17 protein-coding genes are annotated in these 17980 nt (G+C 71.4%); 12 read left to right on the forward strand and 5 right to left on the reverse strand.

Translation table 11 applies throughout. The features are described 5' to 3' along the window. From ABT324_RS32175 to ABT324_RS32185, 3 genes are all read left to right on the forward strand, one after another. Window positions 1-1694: DUF8616 domain-containing protein (locus tag ABT324_RS32175; protein ID WP_502949830.1), on the forward strand; the 1694-nt coding region annotated here is incomplete at its 5' end. Further along, window positions 1691-2179, forward strand: a complete 489-nt coding sequence (locus ABT324_RS32180) for a hypothetical protein (protein WP_351185250.1) — start codon at window positions 1691-1693, stop codon at window positions 2177-2179. The genes ABT324_RS32175 and ABT324_RS32180, both read left to right, overlap by 4 nt. Before the next feature lie 83 nt (window positions 2180-2262). Continuing rightward, window positions 2263-2694: a hypothetical protein gene (locus ABT324_RS32185; protein WP_351185253.1), complete on the forward strand. Its 432-nt coding sequence runs from the start codon at window positions 2263-2265 to the stop codon at window positions 2692-2694. Between the two features lie 522 nt (window positions 2695-3216). Here ABT324_RS32185 and ABT324_RS32190 read toward each other — a convergent pair. Continuing rightward, entirely contained in the window at window positions 3217-3870 is a 654-nt protein-coding gene (locus ABT324_RS32190; RefSeq protein ID WP_351185256.1) for an endonuclease V, read from the reverse strand. A 173-nt stretch (window positions 3871-4043) separates the two neighbouring features. Then, window positions 4044-4658, reverse strand: coding sequence for a mycothiol-dependent nitroreductase Rv2466c family protein (locus ABT324_RS32195; RefSeq protein WP_351185259.1), 615 nt, complete (start codon window positions 4656-4658; stop codon window positions 4044-4046). Window positions 4659-4880: 222 nt separating this feature from the next. Here ABT324_RS32195 and pepN point away from each other — a divergent pair, with 222 nt between their 5' ends. After that, a complete protein-coding gene (gene pepN, locus ABT324_RS32200) occupies window positions 4881-7457 on the forward strand; it encodes an aminopeptidase N (RefSeq protein WP_351185262.1) in 2577 nt (858 codons plus the stop codon). Window positions 7458-7663: 206 nt separating this feature from the next. Next, window positions 7664-8449 (forward strand): DNA-binding transcriptional response regulator, encoded by a 786-nt coding sequence (locus tag ABT324_RS32205; protein ID WP_351185265.1) that lies wholly within the window; start codon window positions 7664-7666, stop codon window positions 8447-8449. 88 nt (window positions 8450-8537) lie between these two features. Here ABT324_RS32205 and ABT324_RS32210 read toward each other — a convergent pair whose 3' ends face one another. Together ABT324_RS32210 and ctaJ are read right to left on the reverse strand one after the other, a co-directional pair. Continuing rightward, window positions 8538-9038, reverse strand: coding sequence for a DUF5130 family protein (locus ABT324_RS32210; RefSeq protein WP_351185268.1), 501 nt, complete (start codon window positions 9036-9038; stop codon window positions 8538-8540). After that, on the reverse strand, window positions 9025-9360 hold the full coding sequence (gene ctaJ / locus ABT324_RS32215; protein ID WP_351185271.1) for an aa3-type cytochrome oxidase subunit CtaJ: 336 nt from the start codon (window positions 9358-9360) through the stop codon (window positions 9025-9027). The genes ABT324_RS32210 and ctaJ overlap by 14 nt, the downstream gene beginning before the upstream one ends. 324 nt (window positions 9361-9684) lie before the next feature. Here ctaJ and ABT324_RS32220 point away from each other — a divergent pair, with 324 nt between their 5' ends. After that, a complete protein-coding gene (locus ABT324_RS32220; protein WP_351185274.1) occupies window positions 9685-10338 on the forward strand; it encodes a hypothetical protein in 654 nt (217 codons plus the stop codon). A gap of 51 nt (window positions 10339-10389) precedes the next feature. Here the strand turns inward: ABT324_RS32220 and ABT324_RS32225 are convergent, their stop codons facing one another. After that, the gene (locus ABT324_RS32225) at window positions 10390-11034 is read right to left on the reverse strand and encodes an HNH endonuclease (protein WP_351185277.1); all 645 of its coding nucleotides are present in this window, start codon (window positions 11032-11034) and stop codon (window positions 10390-10392) included. A gap of 217 nt (window positions 11035-11251) precedes the next feature. Here ABT324_RS32225 and ABT324_RS32230 point away from each other — a divergent pair, with 217 nt between their 5' ends. From ABT324_RS32230 to ABT324_RS32255, 6 genes are all read left to right on the forward strand, one after another. Further along, window positions 11252-13369 carry a prolyl oligopeptidase family serine peptidase gene (locus tag ABT324_RS32230; RefSeq protein WP_351185280.1) on the forward strand — a complete coding sequence of 706 codons (2118 nt, stop codon included), beginning with the start codon at window positions 11252-11254 and terminating at the stop codon, window positions 13367-13369. Window positions 13370-13515: 146 nt separating this feature from the next. After that, the gene (locus ABT324_RS32235) at window positions 13516-14493 is read left to right on the forward strand and encodes a mechanosensitive ion channel family protein (protein ID WP_351185282.1); all 978 of its coding nucleotides are present in this window, start codon (window positions 13516-13518) and stop codon (window positions 14491-14493) included. A 25-nt stretch (window positions 14494-14518) separates the two neighbouring features. Then, the gene (locus ABT324_RS32240; protein WP_351185285.1) at window positions 14519-14911 is read left to right on the forward strand and encodes a globin; all 393 of its coding nucleotides are present in this window, start codon (window positions 14519-14521) and stop codon (window positions 14909-14911) included. Between the two features lie 118 nt (window positions 14912-15029). Beyond that, window positions 15030-16100 carry an alpha-amylase family protein gene (locus ABT324_RS32245; protein ID WP_351185288.1) on the forward strand — a complete coding sequence of 357 codons (1071 nt, stop codon included), beginning with the start codon at window positions 15030-15032 and terminating at the stop codon, window positions 16098-16100. A gap of 91 nt (window positions 16101-16191) precedes the next feature. Then, complete coding sequence (locus ABT324_RS32250) at window positions 16192-17487, forward strand: heparan-alpha-glucosaminide N-acetyltransferase domain-containing protein (protein WP_351185291.1); 1296 nt, start codon at window positions 16192-16194, stop codon at window positions 17485-17487. Between the two features lie 99 nt (window positions 17488-17586). Beyond that, window positions 17587-17850, forward strand: a complete 264-nt coding sequence (locus tag ABT324_RS32255; protein ID WP_351185294.1) for a hypothetical protein — start codon at window positions 17587-17589, stop codon at window positions 17848-17850. Window positions 17851-17980: the final 130 nt, after the last annotated feature.

Raw genomic sequence — 17980 nt, forward strand, 5'->3', positions numbered from 1 at the left:
TGTCGCCCAGCGCATCGGTCGGCATGAGTTCCTGCATCTTCCGCGCGCCCGGCGCCCGCCCGGACACCGGTGGCCCGCACGACCCGAAGGGTCCGGACGGATCGGACCCGACCCACCCGAAGGACTTCGCTCCGGACCGCCCGGACCCGCACCGCGACGGCGACGCCGACCCGGGCACGCCGGAGCGCCAGCGGCAGATCGACGAGGCCGAAGCCCACCGCGACACCACGCCGGGCGGCTCGTCGTTCCACACCGACCCGAACATGCGCGACCTCGCGCAGCGGGTGCCCGACGACGGCGTACACCACACGGTCGACGTGCACGCCCTGCCCGACGGCCGCGTCCGCGTCGGGGACCGCACGTTCAGCCCGCAGGAGTTCGCGGACATGCTCCGCCGCGACCCGAACTGGGACGGCAAGCCGATCCGCCTGCTCTCCTGCGACGCGGGGACCAGCGGACTGGCCCGCGACCTGTCCCGCGAGCTCGGCGTCCCGGTGACGGCCCCGCGCGGCCTGGCCTGGACCGACGGCAGCGGCCGCGTCTTCGCCTCGGACATGGGCCCCGACGGCCGCCCGGGCTGGCCCCCGAACGGCGGCTGGGACACCCACCACCCGGACGGCACCCGCACCCCGGCCAGCAACGACGGCTTCCACCCCACCCGCGACGGCGCCGACCCGGGCCAACACCCCGACGACGCCGAAGCGAGGGGCGACGAGGATCCGCACGGCCAGGACGGCGGCTTCGACCCGCCGCCGCAGCGCGTCGTGCTGCAGACCTTCGACCCCGCCGACACGCCGGACCACTACGGAACACCTGGCGGCGGCCGTCCGAAGGTGCCCGATCCGATCACCAGCTGGAACCGCCCGGACGACGCGACCTTCACCCGTCCCGGTGGTCATCCAGAGGGCAGGAGCCCGATCACCGTTCCAGACCCGTCGAACCCGAAACCGCTCAACAAGCTCGGATCCCGCACCACGCTGAGCTCGCTGTCGGAGCGGGGGCAGCTGGCCGCCAACACCCGGTACGACGTGCCCGGTCGAGGCAGCTTCTTCACCGACGGCAGCGGCAGGATCAAGTGGGCGGAGATCGACACCACCGCGGACGGGTACAAGAACCACAAGAACCCCGAACTCCGCTACCCAGCACCCAACGCCGCCTACCGGGTGGACAACAACTGGACGTTCAACACCAACGAGAACGGCCAGACCGAACGGATGTCCGGAACCCCGCACTACAAGGACTCCCCCGGCGCGCTGTCCGACGACCGCTACGGCCGCGACCAGTCGTCGCAGGACCGGGCTGGTGACGAGGGCAGGGCCGTGTACCCGGAGCGGCACTGGGCTGGCGGGCACATGGCCGCGCACGAAGCTGGCGGGCCCGGCGAGTACATCAACATGTTCCCGCAGATGGCAGCGTCCAACAGCGGGCACAACCGGGAAGGCATGACCAACGAGGCGTCCTGGCGCAACCTCGAGGACTACCTGTCCAGCGCCCACCAGCGCAACGCCACCATCGATCGGATCGAGGTCCACGCGCCGCGCGATCCGGACGGCATCCCGACCACGGTGACGTACCGTTGGCTGGAGACCGACGAGCACGGGGTGACCCGGTACGTGCAAGCGGACTTCCCCAACCGCCCGGACCCGGACTTCCACTACGGTCCGTGGAAGGACTACGGCGAGGACGAGGAATGAGCACCCCTCCGGACAACAGCGCCCCCGAGGCGGACGAGATCCGCCAGCAGGTCGTCGACTCACTGCTGGCGAACGCACCCTCCGACTGGGCGGAGATCCAGCTGGACTTCCGCGCGAGCAGCACGATCTGCCAGGCGGAGGTGAGCGGTTCGGTGCTGTCCGGCTCGCCGCTGCTCATGCCTCCCCCAGACGGCACCACTGGTCGGCTCAAAGCCCTCCGGGCGGTCATGTTCGAGCCCGGACGCGGTACTTGGTTCTCGCTGCACCTCGGTGTCCAACGCGGCGGAAGTCCGCAGTACCGGTTCAACTACACCGACGACCCGCACTGGCGACCGCCGGTGGCCCCAACCGTGTTCACCTTGGACCAGGAGCGATTTCCCCGCGACGACCAGTACATCCCGGACTGGTTGCGCGAACGCCTGGCGGCAGGCGCCGCGATGGAGCGCGACTTCCAGCAGCGCGAGGCGGGCACCGGGGACGCCTGACCTGTGCTGGACCAGCCGGTAGGGTTTGCCGGAACACGGGCTCGAGCAGCGGCGACGACCTTGACGGACACGGGAGGACATCGATGGCGGAGCGCGGCGGTCTGGGACCGGAGGAGCAGAAGGAACTACTCGACGAGCTGGCCGAGGTGGTGACCGCCGCCGCCCCGGCGAACTGGCAGCTGATCGCCCTGGAGTACCTCTCCGTCGGGCGCCACGTGGAGGTGCGGGTCGGCGTGCGCGACTCGAACGGCGACCAGGTTTCCTGGGAACCCCCGGCAGCGGTCGACGAGCTCTTCTGGCGACTGCGGGTCGGCATGTACCAGGAAGGGCTCGGGACCTGGTACACGTCCTTGTTCCGCATCAGCCCGCCCAACACCTACGAAGTCCTGTACAACCGGGACAACGAGCCCCCGTGGAACCCCCCGGCCGAAGCCTTCGCCAAGGAGCAGGAGCTCTTCCCCCGGGACGACCAGCACACGCCTGACTGGTTCCGCCAGCGCCTCGCGGGGGCCTGACAGACCTCCGACCGCGGCGTCCGAGGTGCCCGCCTCAACCGTCGACGTCCGCCGCCGCTCCGCCGTCTGAACCGGCGCCGAGCATCCGCCCCGGCGCTCAGCCCCGCACCCGCCGTCGCCGAGGAACTCGACATGATCTCTCCGCTGCAGCTCGGTCGGAGCTGGCCAGCCACCGGCCGGAGGAGGGCTGGCTGCGCATCGACCTGGTGAGCAAGATGACGGCGCCGGTGCAGGACCTGGCGCTGACCGTGATCATGGACGATGGGTCGAGCCTCGAGGTGGCCTCAGCGACGAGTTCAACGTCATCCTCGCGAAGCTGCGCACGGTGCGTTGCTCGATCGCGGAGCTTCAACGACGAGCGCGAACGTCTCACGAGGCGGTTGCGTGGGGTCGTGAGTGGCGATGGTCGCGCAAACCACCACCGCCGCTCACGAAACGATACGAGCGGACCGATCGTCAGCTGATCTCCTGGGAGCCGCCGTGGCAGGCACCCGCGGAGAGCTCCACCCAGGAGCAGCCCGGTCAGTCCTGCACCCGGCCGAGGTGGTCGGCGGTGCGGGTGGTTTCTGGGAGGCGGTACTCCGGGGCCAGGCGCAGGACCAGGTCGCAGGCCGCGTCGAGGGTGAAGCGGTGGCCGACCGAGACGAACACCGGCTTCACGCCGCGCTGCGTGCGCAGGGCTCGGCCGACGACTTCACCGTCCAGGTGCAGTGGCGACCAGTCGCCCCGTTCCTCGCCCGGCGGTTCGCAGCGGCCCATCGCGGTCTTGCCGACCCCGATGCTCGGGAGGCCGGTCAGCACACCCAGGTGGCAGGCCAGGCCGAAGCGGCGCGGGTGCGCCAAGCCCTGGCCGTCGCACACCAGCACGTCCGGCCGCACCGACAGCTCGTCCAGCGCGGTGAGCAGCGGCGGCGCCTCGCGGAACGCGAACAGGCCCGGGACGTAGGGGAATCCCGCCTCCCCCCGCACCACCGAACTGTCCACAACGGACAACGTCGCCACGTCCAGGACGGTCACCACGGCGACGACCTCGTCCGCGTCGCGGTACGCCACGTCCAACCCCGCCGCCGTGCGGATCTGCGGCGGGTCCTCGACGCGGACCGCCGACCGCAGCCGCTCCTGGATCGCGACGGCTTCGGCCTCCGTCCTCGGCCACGGGTGTAGGTCGCGGGTCACACCGCCGATCGTAGCCAGCGCTGGGACGGCCTGGCCGCGAGGAACTCCGCAAGGCCGTGGCGGCCGTACTCGCGCCGCCACCATCCCTCCCCAGCACCGCAGGCGTCACACCTGCCACGCCCGGCGCTCCCGCTCCGGTGGACCGGAACACCGTCTGGGAACACCGGGAAAACTCAGTCGAAGCGGGGCGACTCGGTGCGGCTGCGCTTCAGCTCGAAGAAGTACGGGTAGCTGGCCATCGCCACCGCCCCGTCGAACAGCTTCACCGCGTCCTCACCGCGCGGGATGCGGGTGATGACCGGCCCGAAGAAGGCCACCCCGTCGACGTGGATCGTCGGCGTCCCGACCTCGTCGCCGACCGGGTCCATGCCCGCGTGGTGGCTGGCCCACAGCTCCTCGTCGTAGTCGGTGCTGGTGGCCGCCTCGGCCAGCGACGCGGGCAGCCCCACCTCCGCCAGCGAGTCGCGGACGACCTGCTCGAAGTCCTTCTCCCCCCGGTCGTGCAGGCGGGTCCCCATCGCCGTGTAGAGCGGCGCCAGCACCTCGTCGCCGTGGTGCTTGGCCGCGGCGATGGCCACCCGCACCGGGCCCCACGCCTTGTCCAGCAGCTCGCGGTAGTCGTCCGGCAGGTCGCGGCCCTCGTTGAGCACTGCCAGACTCATCACCCGGAAGTGCAGGTCGATGTCGCGCTCCTTCTCGACCTCGAGGATCCAGCGCGAGGACACCCAGGCGAACGGGCAGGCCGGGTCGAAGTAGAAGTCGACGCGGGGGCGTGCGGTGGCAGTCATGCAGCCTCCAGGTGCTCAAAGATTCGATCGCGGGCAACGTTCGGGCACGACCCGCTGTGAGCACCAACCCCGGTGAGGTCGATTATCTTCCCGACACGCCGAGCGCCCGCGCCTGGCGCACGCCGGGGCGCGCGCCCGTGCGCGGACGTGATTTGATTCCTGCGCCAGGTCGCCGCCGGGCGAACCTGGACCAACCAGTCCCGACGAGCAACGAGGTGATCCGTGGCCCCGCCGAACCTCACCCGCGAACAGGCCGAGCAGCGCGCGGCGCTGCTGGAGGTCCAGTCCTACGACATCGAACTGGATCTGTCCGCGGGCGCGGGTGGGCCGGACGTGGAGACGTTCGGTTCCACCACCACGGTGCGGTTCCGCACCACCCAGGCGGGGGTCGACAGCTGGATCGACCTGGTCGCCGACCGGGTGCGCAGCGCCGTGCTCAACGGCGTCGAGCTCGACGTCTCCGACTACGACGAGTCCACCGGCATCCGGCTGCCCGACCTGGCCGCCGAGAACGAGCTCGTGGTGCGTGCCGACTGCGCCTACACCAACACCGGCGAGGGCCTGCACCGGTTCATCGACCCGGTCGACGGCGGCGTCTACCTCTACAGCCAGTTCGAAACTGCCGACGCCAAGCGGATGTTCACCTGCTTCGACCAGCCGGACCTGAAGGCGACCTACCGGATCACGGTGGACGCCCCGGCCTCGTGGAAGGTCATCTCCAACGCCACCGCCGAGGTCACCGACGCGGGTGAGGGCGTCCGGCGGCACAGCTTCGCCACCACCGAGAAGATGTCGACCTACCTGGTCGCGCTGGTGGCCGGGCCCTACGCCGAGTGGCGCGACGTCTTCCCCGGCGAGGACGGCCAGGGCGAGATCCCGCTGGGCATCTACTGCCGCGCCTCGCTGGCCGAGCACCTCGACGCGGAGCGGCTGTTCACCGAGACCAAGCAGGGCTTCAGCTTCTACCACAAGGCGTTCGGGGTCCCCTATCCGTTCGGCAAGTACGACCAGTGCTTCGTGCCGGAGTTCAACGCCGGTGCGATGGAGAACGCCGGCTGCGTGACGTTCCTGGAGGACTACGTCTTCCGGTCGAAGGTCACCGGCTACCTCTACGAGCGGCGCTGCGAGACGGTGCTGCACGAGATGGCGCACATGTGGTTCGGCGACCTGGTGACCATGCGCTGGTGGAACGACCTGTGGCTCAACGAGTCGTTCGCCACCTGGGCCAGCGTGCTCGCGCAGGTCGGCGGCACCCAGTACGACCACGCGTGGACGACCTTCGCCAGCGTGGAGAAGTCCTGGGCCTACCGGCAGGACCAGCTGCCCTCCACCCACCCGGTGGCCGCCGACATTCCGGACCTGCAGGCCGTGGAGGTCAACTTCGACGGCATCACCTACGCCAAGGGTGCCTCGGTGCTCAAGCAGCTGGTGGCCTACGTCGGGCTGGAGAACTTCCTGGCCGGGCTGCGGGTCTACTTCGACCGGCACGCCTGGGGCAACGCCACCCTCGACGACCTGCTCAGGGCGCTGGAGGAGGCCTCCGGCCGCGACCTGTCGTGGTGGAGCGCGCAGTGGCTGGAGACCACCGGCCTGAACATGCTGCGGCCGCGGTTCAGCACCGACGACGAGGGCCGGTTCACCTCGTTCTCGGTGGTGCAGAACGGGGCCCGGCCCGGTGCCGGTGAGCTGCGCACGCACCGGTTGGCCATCGGCATCTACGACGACGAGGGCGGCAAGCTGGTGCGCGAGCACCGCGTCGAGCTCGACGTGACCGGTGAGGTCACCGAGGTGCCGGACCTGGTCGGTGTGCACCGCGGCAAGCTGGTGCTGGTCAACGACGACGACCTGACCTACTGCTCGCTGCGCTTCGACCCCGACTCGCTGGCGACGCTGATCGACCGGATCGGCGACATCGACGAGTCGCTGCCGCGCGCGCTGTGCTGGTCCACCGCGTGGGAGATGACCCGCGAGGCCGAGCTGAAGGCGCGCGACTTCGTGACCCTGGTGCTGGGTGCCTCCGCCGAGGGCGGCATCGGCGCGGAGAGCCAGATCGGCGTCGTGCAGCGGGTCCTGCTGCAGACCCAGACCGCGCTGGCGTCCTACGTGGACCTGTCGTGGCAGGCGGAGGGCTGGCGCCGGTTCAGCTCCCGGCTCTTCGAGCTGGCCCGCGCCGCCGAGCCCGGCTCGGACCACCAGCTGGCGTTCGTCAACTCGCTGGCCGGGTCGGTGCTGTCCGACGCGCAGCTCGGCGAGCTGCGCGGCTGGCTGGACGGGTCGGCCCCGCTGCCCGGCCTGACCGTGGACACCGACCTGCGCTGGGCGCTGCTGCAGGCGCTGGTCGCGCACGGCGCGGCCGGGGAGGCCGAGATCGACGCGGAGCTGGCGCAGGACCAGACCGCGACCGGTCGCCGCCGCGCGGAGCGGGCCCGGGCGCTGATCCCGACGCCGGAGTCCAAGGAGAAGGCGTGGCAGCGGGCGGTGCACGACGACCAGCTGCCGAACGCGGTCAGCGACGCGATCATCGCGGGCTTCCAGCACCCGGCCCAGCGCGAGCTGCTGACCTCGTACGTGCGGCGCTACTTCGAGGAGATCGACGAGGTCTGGCAGCGCCGCTCCAGCGAGCGCGCGCAGCCGACGGTGATCGGCCTGTTCCCGTCGTGGGCGGTGGCCGACGAGACGGTCTCGGCGGCGGACGCCTGGCTGGGCGGTGACCACGCCCCGGCGCTGCGCCGCCTGGTCTCGGAGGGCCGCGCGGGAATCGTGCGCGCCCTGGCGGCCCGGGAGTTCGACCGCTCCTGACCTGCTCCCGCTGAGGGGCGCCTCCGACCGGCCCGGTCGGAGGCGCCCCTCGCCTCGTTCCGGAGGCGATCGCGTCGTCGACCACTCGGCCGGGCGAGGTTGGCGCCTGGGCCTTTGCGAGGCGCACCTCGGGCACGCATCGTAATCACGCAGGTGCAACGCGTCAGGCCCGAGTGGTCAGCGGGGTGTGAGGGGTGGGAGCGGTGATGCCCGAGCTGATCTCCGCGGTCGCCGAGTTGATGTGGCCGCTGATGGCGCTGCTGGCGATCGTCGTGTTCCGGCGCGCCATCGGCCGGGTCCTGCGCACCGCCGAGAAGCGCGAGCTGGAGTTCGAGATCGGCGGCCAGAAGCTCACCATGCACCAGGTCAACGACCAGCAGAACGAGATGATCCAGGACCTGCAGCGCCAGCTCAGCGCGCTCACCAGGGAGCTGGCCGAGCGCGACCGCACCCGCGCCGCCGGGGAACCGGCGATGACCGCCACCCCGGTCCCCGCCCTGCCCGACGTGCCGGACTTCCCCACCGACGGGCACGGCGAGCTGGTCCTCGACGGCGAACCGTCCGGCAACGGCAACGGGCACGGCGAGATGCCGCCGGTGCGGGAGCCGGTGGGCCCGGAGCCCTTCGCGGTGCTCTGGGTAGCCGAGAAGCCGCAGGCGCACGCGATCCTGGCCGAGCAGCTCCGCGACAACGGGGTGCGGGTCACCATGGTCACCACCACCGACGCGGCGCTGGCCGAGCTCTCCCAGCGCCCCTACCGGCTGGTCGTGGAGGACATGGGCCGCAAGGAGAACGGCCGGTGGCGACCGGACGCCGGGCTCGCCCTGCTGCGCGAGCTCCGCGACCTCGGCGTGGACACCCCGGTGATCGTGTTCAGCAGCCAGCAGCTCCAGCAGCAGTACGGCGAGCAGGCGCGGCGCTCCGGCGCGGTCGGCACCACCTCGTCGACCTACGAGATGTTCCAGAACTTCCAGAGCTTCGGCCTGCTCTGAGCGATGCCCCAGCAACGCGGGAGCACCAGCGCGAACGGCCCGCGCACCCCGGTCGGGTGGGCGGGCCGTTCGGCACAGCTGCGGGTTCTCAGTGGCGCGCTCGGGACTCCGGGTAGGACGTGCCCGCGGCGTCGGAGAGCATGCGCAGCGCGCCGATCAGGCCGTCGATCAGCTCGCCCTCCTTGAACGACGCCACCATGCTCATCGCGGCCAGCTGGCAGCTGCGGTCCGGGATCCGGCGGTACGCCTCCTCGCCGGTGACGATCTCGAACCTGCGCTGCCCCGGCGACACCGCGATCAGCACGCCGTCCGCCGCGCGCTCGCCCATGTTGGCGTGCAGCTCCTCGGCCTGCTGGCGGGTGTCCTCGCCGAGGTCGCCGAGGTAGATGCCGAACTCCAGCCCGGTGCTGCGGCTGGACAGCGTCAACGCCTCGTCGAGCCGGGCGAGCTGGCCGGGGCTGAACGGCAGCGCCGGGCGATCGGGCTCCACGCGGCGGGCGATCGACAGCCGACCGGTGGCCGTGACGGCCTCCCCGGTGCCGAGCTCCCGCGCCTCCGCGGTCCGCCCCGCGACCTCACCAGTTGCCACGTGCGCCTCCCCGAGCAGTGCTGGGCCGCGCGCCCTCCGGCGCGCCCTCGGATTCCACGTCCGCCATCGGAGCGGCGTTGTTCACACCGGCCGGGTTGGCCACCCACAACACCGGCGCGAAGTCCCACTTCTGCCCGGCGCGGTAACGCGGGCGGGTGAGCCTCGGCCACATCGTGATGAGCACGATCAGGCCGTAGATGGCCGTTGGGATCACCGCCAGAGCGAGCACAGTCTCCACGACAGTCACGCCAGTACGGTATCCGATGACCACCGCTCGATGCGCCACGACCTCGTGCGGCGCATGATCGGCGTCGTCGATCACGCCCCGGCGCACCCGCGCACCCGCCGCGGGACAGGCCGCCGCGAAGTGGGGGTTCGCGCGTCCACATCCGGGTTTGCACTGGTTGAGACCACTTGAGCAGCCGAAAAACTACCCCGGGTTACTAGTCAAGGGTGTCTTAACTCACTTAAAGTAACTCGTTCGGGTTAATCAGTGCCACCGAATGGAGTCCAACCAGACGGTTGCAATGCGCGGCGACTTGGCGGCTTGTTCCAGGGGATCTCTGATCATAGTTTTTCACCTGTATGGGTCTTGCATATTTGATCACACGCGCTCAAAACCTCATTTGAATGCGGGAGGCACACAATGTCGATCTTCGAAACCGCCACTCAGAGCAGCGCCCTCACTCTTCTGACCGCGCGCCGAACACTGCGCGAACACGGCGTCCGCATCAGCGGCCAGCACCGCGGGGTGCGCATCAGCGGCCTCGCCGAGGGTGTGCGGATCAGCGATCGACAGCAGGACACCCGCAGCCAGCGCGGCGTGCGGATCTCCGGACACCGGGGTGTCCGGATCAGCGGCCAGCGCGGCGTCCGAATCAGCGGGCAGCAGGGAGTTCGCATCAGCGGGCAGCAGGGAGTCCGCATCAGCAGCCAGCAGGGCGTGCGGATCAGCAGCCAGCAGGGCGTGCGGATCAGCGGCGAGCAGGGAGTCCGCATCAGCGGCCGGAGCGGAGTCCGGATCAGCGGCCAGCGCGGCGTGCGCATCAGCTGCCAGCACGGTGCTCGCATCAGCGGGCGTCAGCAGGGCGTGCGGATCAGCGGGCAGCAGGGTGTGCGCATCAGCGGCCAGCAGGGTGTCCGCATCAGCGGCCAGAACCGCGGGGTGCGCATCAGCAGCCAGCGCGGCGTGCGCATCAGCGGTAGGAGCGGAGTGCGCATCAGCGGGCGCCAGGGCGTGCGCATCAGTGCCGAGCACGGCGTCCGGATCAGCGCGCAGCGCGGCGTCCGGATCAGCTGACCGGGCGTGGCGCAGTTCGCACCGCGTCACGGCCCGGTCGTCACCGGTGCCTCAGGCCGCTGGTTCGCCCAGGTACGGCAACCAGAGCGGGTCCGTCTCGGACAGCCCGGCCAGCAGCCGCCAGTGCCGTCCCCGCGGCGCGCGCGGCGCCACCGGCAGGCGCCAGCCCAGCTCGCTCAGCGTCTTGTCCGCCTTCCGGTGGTTGCACTTGGTGCAGCAGGCGACGCAGTTCTCCCACGTGTGGGGGCCGCCGCGACTGCGCGGCACGACATGATCTATCGTTTCGGCGCGAGCACCGCAGTACACGCACCGGTGGTTGTCCCGCAGCATCAGCGCCGCGCGGGTCAACGGGGTCCGGCCGCGGTACGGGACTCGCACGAAGTTGCTCAGCCGGATCACGGACGGGACTTCGACGGCAGCGCTCGCCGAGTGCAGCACCATGCCGGCCGAGTCACCGTGCACGACTTCGGCCTTGCCGCAGACCAGCAGCACGATCGCGCGGCGCAGCGGGAGCGCTGTCAGCGGTTCGAACGTGGTGTTGAGCAGCAGGACCCGACGCTTGCGCCAGGACGGCGCGTGACCGGGAGGGCGGTCGAGCTGCGGCGTGGCGCCACGGCTCGGCGGGCACAGCGGGGCCCGCGACGCGAGGCTGGTCGCCTTCAGCGCCGGTTGTCGGGTCGGTTGTCGGTCAGGCACGCGACCACCTCCACCGGTGTCGGCCAAAGTTCAGCACAGAACCCCGTCCGAACGCACGTGTGATTCGACACGCCGCGCCGGTGCGGCGGTGAAAGACACAATCATTCTCGATCAACACCTCCTCCGGCAACGGAGCTCGCCCCCGGGTGCTCGATTCCGGTGAATCCAGCATGCCGAGATCAACTCCCCGGTGCCCAGGGCACGTATCGTCGCGGACGTGACCGACGCTCGAGCCCAGCTGCGCTACCCCACCCCCGATCGCGACGACATCGTCGAGGACCTGCACGGCCACCAGGTGGCCGATCCCTACCGGTGGTTGGAGGACCCGGCCGACCCGCGCACCGAGGCGTGGTCGGCGGCACAGGACCAGCTCGCCCGCACCTGGCTGGACGCGCTGCCGGGCCGGGAGGCCGTCGCCGAGCGGATGCGCTCGCTGTTGGCCGCTGGTTCGGTGTCGGCCCCCGCGTGGCGCGGTGGGCGCGCGTTCTTCACCCGCCGCGAGCCCGACCAGGAGTTCCCGGTGCTGCTGGTGCGCGAGCGCGACGGCAGCGAGCGGGTGCTGCTCGACGTCGCGGCGCTGGACCCGTCCGGGCTGACCACGCTGGACAGCTGGTCGCCAAGCTTGGAGGGCGACCGGCTGGCGTACCAGGTCTCGGTCGGCGGCGACGAGGAGTCGCTGCTGCACGTGCTGGACGTGGCCACCGGCGAGCTGGTCGAGGGCCCGATCGACCGCTGCCGCTACTCGACGATCTCCTGGCTGCCCGGCGGCGAGGAGTACTTCTACATCCGGCGGCTCGCGCCGGAGCTGGTGCCCGACGGCGAGGAGCAGTTCCACCGCCGGGTGTGGCGGCACCGGGTGGGCACCGACCCGGACGCCGAGGACCTGCTGGTGCACGGCGAGGGCCTGGACCCGACCTACTACTACGGCACCCGGGTGTCCCGGGACGGCCGCTGGCTGGTGGTCGAGGGCAGCCCCGGCACCGCGCGGCGGGACTCGGTGTGGATCGCCGACCTGGCCGCGGGCGGTGCGGTGCCCGAGCTGAAGCAGGTTGTGGACACCTCGGACGGCTTCCGCGTCGGCGCCTGGGTCGAACGCGACGGCCGGTTGTACGTGATGACGACGCTGGACGCGCCGCGCTGGCGGCTGTGCGTGGCCGACCCGCAGCGGCCGGAGCCGGAGCACTGGGTGGAGCTGATCGCCGAGCAGCCGGACTCGGTGCTGGAGGCGGTGCGCTGGTTCGACACCGGGGACGGCGACCCGCAACTGGTGGTGCTGCGCACCCGGCACGCAGTGTCGGAAATGACGTTGCACGACCCGGCCACCGGGCGCCGGACCGGCGAGGTGCCGCTGCCCGGCACCGGCCAGGTGACCGCGCTGACCTCGGTAGACGAGGACACCGACCACGACCGGGACCGGCTGTGGATCGGCTGGACCGACTTCGCCACCCCGCCCTGCGTGCACGCCTACTCGCACCGCACCGGGCAGGTCGCGCTGGAGCAGCGCGCGCCGGGCGCCGTGGAGCTGCCCGCGGTGCACACCCAGCAGGTCACCTACCGGTCGCTGGACGGCACCCCGGTGCGGATGTTCCTGCTCAGCCCGGCGGCCGAGCCGGACCGCCCGCGCCCGGTGTTCATGACCGGCTACGGCGGGTTCTCGCTGTCCCGCGAGCCCGGCTACACCCCGTCCGCGCTGGCCTGGGTGGCCGCCGGTGGCGTGTGGGCGCTGCCGTCGCTGCGCGGTGGCGGCGAGGAGGGCGAGGAGTGGCACGAAGCCGGGATGCGCGAGCAGAAGCAGCACACCTTCGACGACTTCCACGCCGCCGCGCAGCACCTGGTCGACGAGGGCTGGACCACCTCGGACCAGCTGGCGATCTCCGGCGGGTCCAACGGCGGCCTGCTGGTCGGCGCGGCGCTGACCCAGCGCCCGGACCTCTACCGGGCCGTGGTGTGCTCGGCGCCGCTGCTGGACATGGTCCGCTACGAGCAGTTCCTGCTGGGCCGCACCTGGAACGACGAGTACGGCACCGCCGAGGACCCGGAGGAGCTGGGCTGGCTGCTGTCCTACTCGCCCTACCACAACGTGGTCGAGCAGACCGACTACCCGTCGGTGCTGTTCACGGTCTTCGAGTCGGACTCCCGGGTTGACCCGAATCACGCCCGCAAAATGTGCGCGGCGTTGCAGCACGCCACCAGCTCGGACCCGGCGAAACGTCCGGTTCTGCTGCGCCGCGAGACCGAGGTGGGGCATGCCGCGCGCTCGGTCTCCCGTACTGTGGGTCTGGCGACCGACCAGCTCGCCTTCCTCGCGGAGGCCACCGGGCTGACCTTGGACTGAGCCCCGAACTCGGTCCAGCAGCCGAGGAGGTCGAGTCTCGTGCGCGGCGGGGCGCGCACGATGCTCGGGGCGGTGCGGTTCGCGCGCGCGGCGGTGCGGAACACGCCGCGGGATCTTGAACGACAGCATGGAGAACCCCCGAACCCATGGAACTGCCGCTTTTGACCCAACCGGAGTGTGTCAACGAACCCGGCTGGTGCAACACCATCTTCAACTGGACCGGCAACGAGTGGTTGGCCTCGTACTCCGAACTGCTCATCGCGAAACCGCTGCACATCGCGATCATCCTGATCGTCGCGTTCATCCTGCGCTGGCTGGTGCACCGCACGATCAACCGGCTGACCCGCGGCAACGGCAAGCCCCCGAAGCTGCTGAACCCGCTGCGGGAGAAGCGCACTGACGCGCTGACGGCCGAACTGCTCTCGGAGCGGCGCCAGCAGCGCGCCCGCACCATCGGCTCGGTGCTCAAGTCGACCGCCTCGCTGGTGATCTTCGGCCTGGCCGCGATCTACGTGCTGCAGGAGCTGAGCATCCAGGTGGCGCCGGTGCTGGCCTCGGCCGGTGTGCTCGGTGTCGCGGTCGCCTTCGGCGCCCAGAACCTGGTGCGCGACTTCCTGTCCGGCATGTTCATGCTGGTCGAGGACCAGTACGGGGTCGGCGACGTGGTTGACCTCGGCGAGGCCACCGGCACCGTGGAGGCCGTCGGCCTGCGCGTGACCACGCTGCGCGACATCAACGGCACCGTCTGGTACGTCCGCAACGGCGAGATCCTGCGGGTCGGCAACTCCAGCCAGGGCTTCGCGTTCGCCGTGGTGGACTTCCCGATCTCGCACACCAGCGACGTGGAGAAGGCGATCACGGTCGCCACCAAGGTGGCCACCGACGCCACCAGTCGCGAGCCGCTGTCCAAGGACGTCCTGGACCCGCCGGAGATGCTGGGCGTGGACAAGATCACCGCCGACACCGTGACGCTGCGGCTGACGGTCAAGGTCCGGCCCGGCCGCCAGTGGTCGGTGCAGCGACGCCTGCGGGCGGAGATCAAGCGGGCCTACGACGAGGAGGACATCGAGCCGCCGTACCCGTACGGCAGGCCACTGCCGCCGACGAGTCCGGTGCAGCCGTGACACCACCGGGGTCGCTCCTGAGAGGATGGACGCCGTGACTTCCGCAACGAGCTTCTACGAGCAGGTCGGCGGCGAACCGACCTTCCATCGCATCGTGGCCCGGTTCTACGAGGAGGTGGCCAAGGACGAGCTGTTGCGCCCGCTCTACCCCGAGGAGGACCTGGGGCCGGCGGAGGAGCGGTTGCGGCTGTTCCTGATCCAGTACTGGGGCGGCCCGCACACCTACTCGGACCGGCGCGGGCACCCTCGGTTGCGGATGCGGCACGCCCCGTTCAAGATCGGTCCGGCCGAGCGGGACGCCTGGTTGCGCTGCATGCGGATCGCGGTCGACGAGGCGGCGCTCTCGCCGCAGCACCGCGACGAGCTCTGGCAGTACATGGAGATGGCCGCCCAGAGCATGGTCAACTCCTGGTTCTGACGCGGGACGGTTCCCGTGCTCGCCCTGCCCAGCGCGGGACCCCGGCGCCGGCGCCAGCGGCGGGCGTGGCCGAGCGGCGGCACCGCTGCGAAGGAGCGGTGCCGGTGGAGGGCTTCGAGTGGAGGATCCGGTGATGCGGGCGGCGGGAGCGGGGCCGGTCCACGGCGAGCGGCCGTGGTGGTGGGACGCGGTGTGCTACCAGGTCGACGTCGGTGCCTTCGCCGATGGCGACGGTGACGGTGTCGGCGACCTCGCGGGCCTGCGCGACCGGTTCGGCTACCTGGAGCTGCTCGGGGTCGACGCCGTCGTGCTGGCCGGTGCCGCCGGGCTGGACCCGGCGTCGGCGGACTTCGCCGAGTTGCTGGCCGAGGCACACGGCGCCGGGATGCGGGTGATGCTCGCGCTCGACGTGGACCCGGCGCGCGGCGACCCCGCCGCGGTGCTCGAGCCCTGGCTGGCGCACGGCGCGGACGGGTTCCACCTCGCCCCGCGCGAGGACCCGACCGGCGCGGTGCGGTCGGTGCTGGAGTCCTACCCGGACCGCGTGGTGATCGGGACCGGTGACTGGCACCTGTCGTTCAACCTGGACCTGGCGATCGCAGGGTTCGCCGCCGGTCCGCTGCGCGAGGTCATCACCAGCGCGCTGACCGCCCCCGGCCCGCGCACCGCGTGGGCGATGGCCAGCCGCGACACCCGGCGCAGCCGGGACGACGCCGCGCTGACCCCGGTCCGCTCGATGGCCCTGGTGCAGCTGGCGCTGCCCGGGGCGGTGTGCCTGCGGCACGGCGAGGAACTGGGGCTGCCGGGCACCGAGCGGATCCCGATGCCGTGGGAGGGCGACCGTCCGCCGTTCGGGTTCTCCCAGGCCGCTGGCGACTGGCCGGCGATCCCGGCGGAGTGGGCCGCCTTCACCGTGGAGGCGCAGCTGGAGGACGAGCGCTCCACGCTCTCCCTCTACCGGCACGCGCTGGAGACCCGGAGCAGCCACCCGGCGTTCACCGGGGACGAGGTGGAGTGGTTCGGCGCGCCCGAGGACTGCTTCGCCTTCCGCCGGGTGGGCACCAGCCTGATCTGCGCGCTGAACACCTCACCGGCCCCGGTGCCGCTGCCGCCGGGTGAGCTGCTGCTCTCCTCGCGCCCGCTGCAGGGCGAGGACCTGCCGCCGGGTACCGCCGCATGGCTGGTGTGAGCCCGGCCTCTTGGGCGCAACGGGCGGTGCAGTGGCTCGTTACCAGCCGGGTAACGTTGTTCGAAAAGCGCCCATGGACCCGCTGGAAGTCATGACTGCTGTTGCGCCCGGATCGACGAGCGCGGCCCGGACGCAACCACGCACCGGCCGACTGGTCGGGGTTGACGTCGCCCGGTTCTTCGCCGTGTTCGGCATGTTCTGCATCCACTTCGGGGTGCCGTTCCTGAACGGCCTGCCGGAGGTGTGGGTCGCGCAGTTCTCCAGCGGTCGGTCCACCGCGCTGTTCACGCTGCTGGCCGGGGTGTCGCTGGCGCTGCTGTCCGGGCGCACCACTGCCCCGACCGGCGACGCCCTGCGGCAGGTCCGGCTCAAGATCACCTTCCGCGCGTTGCTGCTGCTGGTGCTGGGCATCGTGCTGGCCAAGGCCACCGAGGCGACCGGCTTCCTGCTCACCGTGATCATCCCGTACTACGGGCTGTACTTCCTGCTCGCGGTGCCGTTCGTCCGGCTGCGGGCCCGCGGTCTGCTGATCGCGGCGGCGATCGCGGCCGCGGTGGGACCACAGCTGTCGTTCGTGCTGCGCACCTGGACCGCCGGGGACACGCCGATGTCCTGGCTGGTCACGGCGGTCAACGCGGTCGACCCGGGCCACCTGGTCGCCGAGGCCGGGGTCTTCGACCTGCTGCTGCTCGGCTTCTACCCGGCGGCCTCCTACCTGCCGCTGGTGCTGCTCGGCATGGCCGTCGGGCGCATGGACCTGCGGTCGACGAAGGTCCGGTGCTGGCTGGCGGCCGTGGGCCTGGCCGTGGCGATCGCCTCGTGGCGGGTGTCCGAGTGGCTGCTGGAGGCCGTCGGCGGGCAACCGCCGCAGCCCACCGAGGGCACCGTGCCGGTGGAGCACCCGCACTGGCTGCTGGCCACCACCTCGCACAGCGGCACCACCTTCGAGCTGCTCAACTCCGGCGGCATCTCGGTGGTGGTGCTGGCGCTGTGCTTGGTGCTAGCCGACCGGGCGGGCCGGTTCCTCAGGCCGCTGGCCACCGCCGGGTCGATGGCGCTGACGCTGTACGCCCTGCACGCGGCGGCGATGGCCTGGCTGATCGTCGTCGGCGGGTACGCGCTGAGCGGGGTGCCGGAACCGCTGGCGCAGCTGTCGGCCATGGGCCCGGACCTGCCCGACCTGCCGGGCATGCCCGCGTTCCCGCGCGACGGCCACGTGCCCGAGGGCGTGGTGGCGTTCATCTGCACCTTCATGCCCGAGTTGTTCCTGGTCTTCGCCGTCCTGTTCCCGCTGGCCTGGCGGCGCTTCTTCCGCCGCGGCCCGCTGGAGGCGGCGGTCAGCGAGTCGGTCCAGTGGCTCGCTGACCGGGTCACCAAGCGCGCCTGATCAGGGGTTACCCCACCGGTTGGACTTTCGCTCGGCCACTGGTCGGGCCATTCTGGGGTCGCGTGGACGGACGTGCACGTGCCTCTGGGGGGTGGCTCCATGAACTTCCGGCACCGGACCGGTGGCGCTGGCGAGGTCGACATCCCGCCAGCGCTCGGCAAGGCGATGGCGGACTACCGTGCCCTGCTCGACGAGCTGGAGAACGGCTCCATCGACGAAGCGACGTTCCGGCACCGGGCGCTGCGGGTCGGGTTGGTCCTGCGCGACCAGGACGCCTGGATCCTGGACCTGTCGACCGAGCGGTGGTGGCGCTACGACGGGGTGGCGCTGTCCAGCCTCCGCTTCGGCGACGCCGAGGGGTGAGGCCATGCCCGCCCCGACCGATCCGGTGCTCCTGCAGGAGCGCCTCAGCAGCATCTTCCACGACGTCGAGCACGCCGGGTCCAGCTGGGTGTGCGCGCCGCTGTCGGCGCACCCGCTGCCGGTCGCCGCG

This window comes from Saccharopolyspora sp. NPDC000359 (assembly GCF_040300525.1).
Lineage (GTDB): Bacteria > Actinomycetota > Actinomycetes > Mycobacteriales > Pseudonocardiaceae > Saccharopolyspora.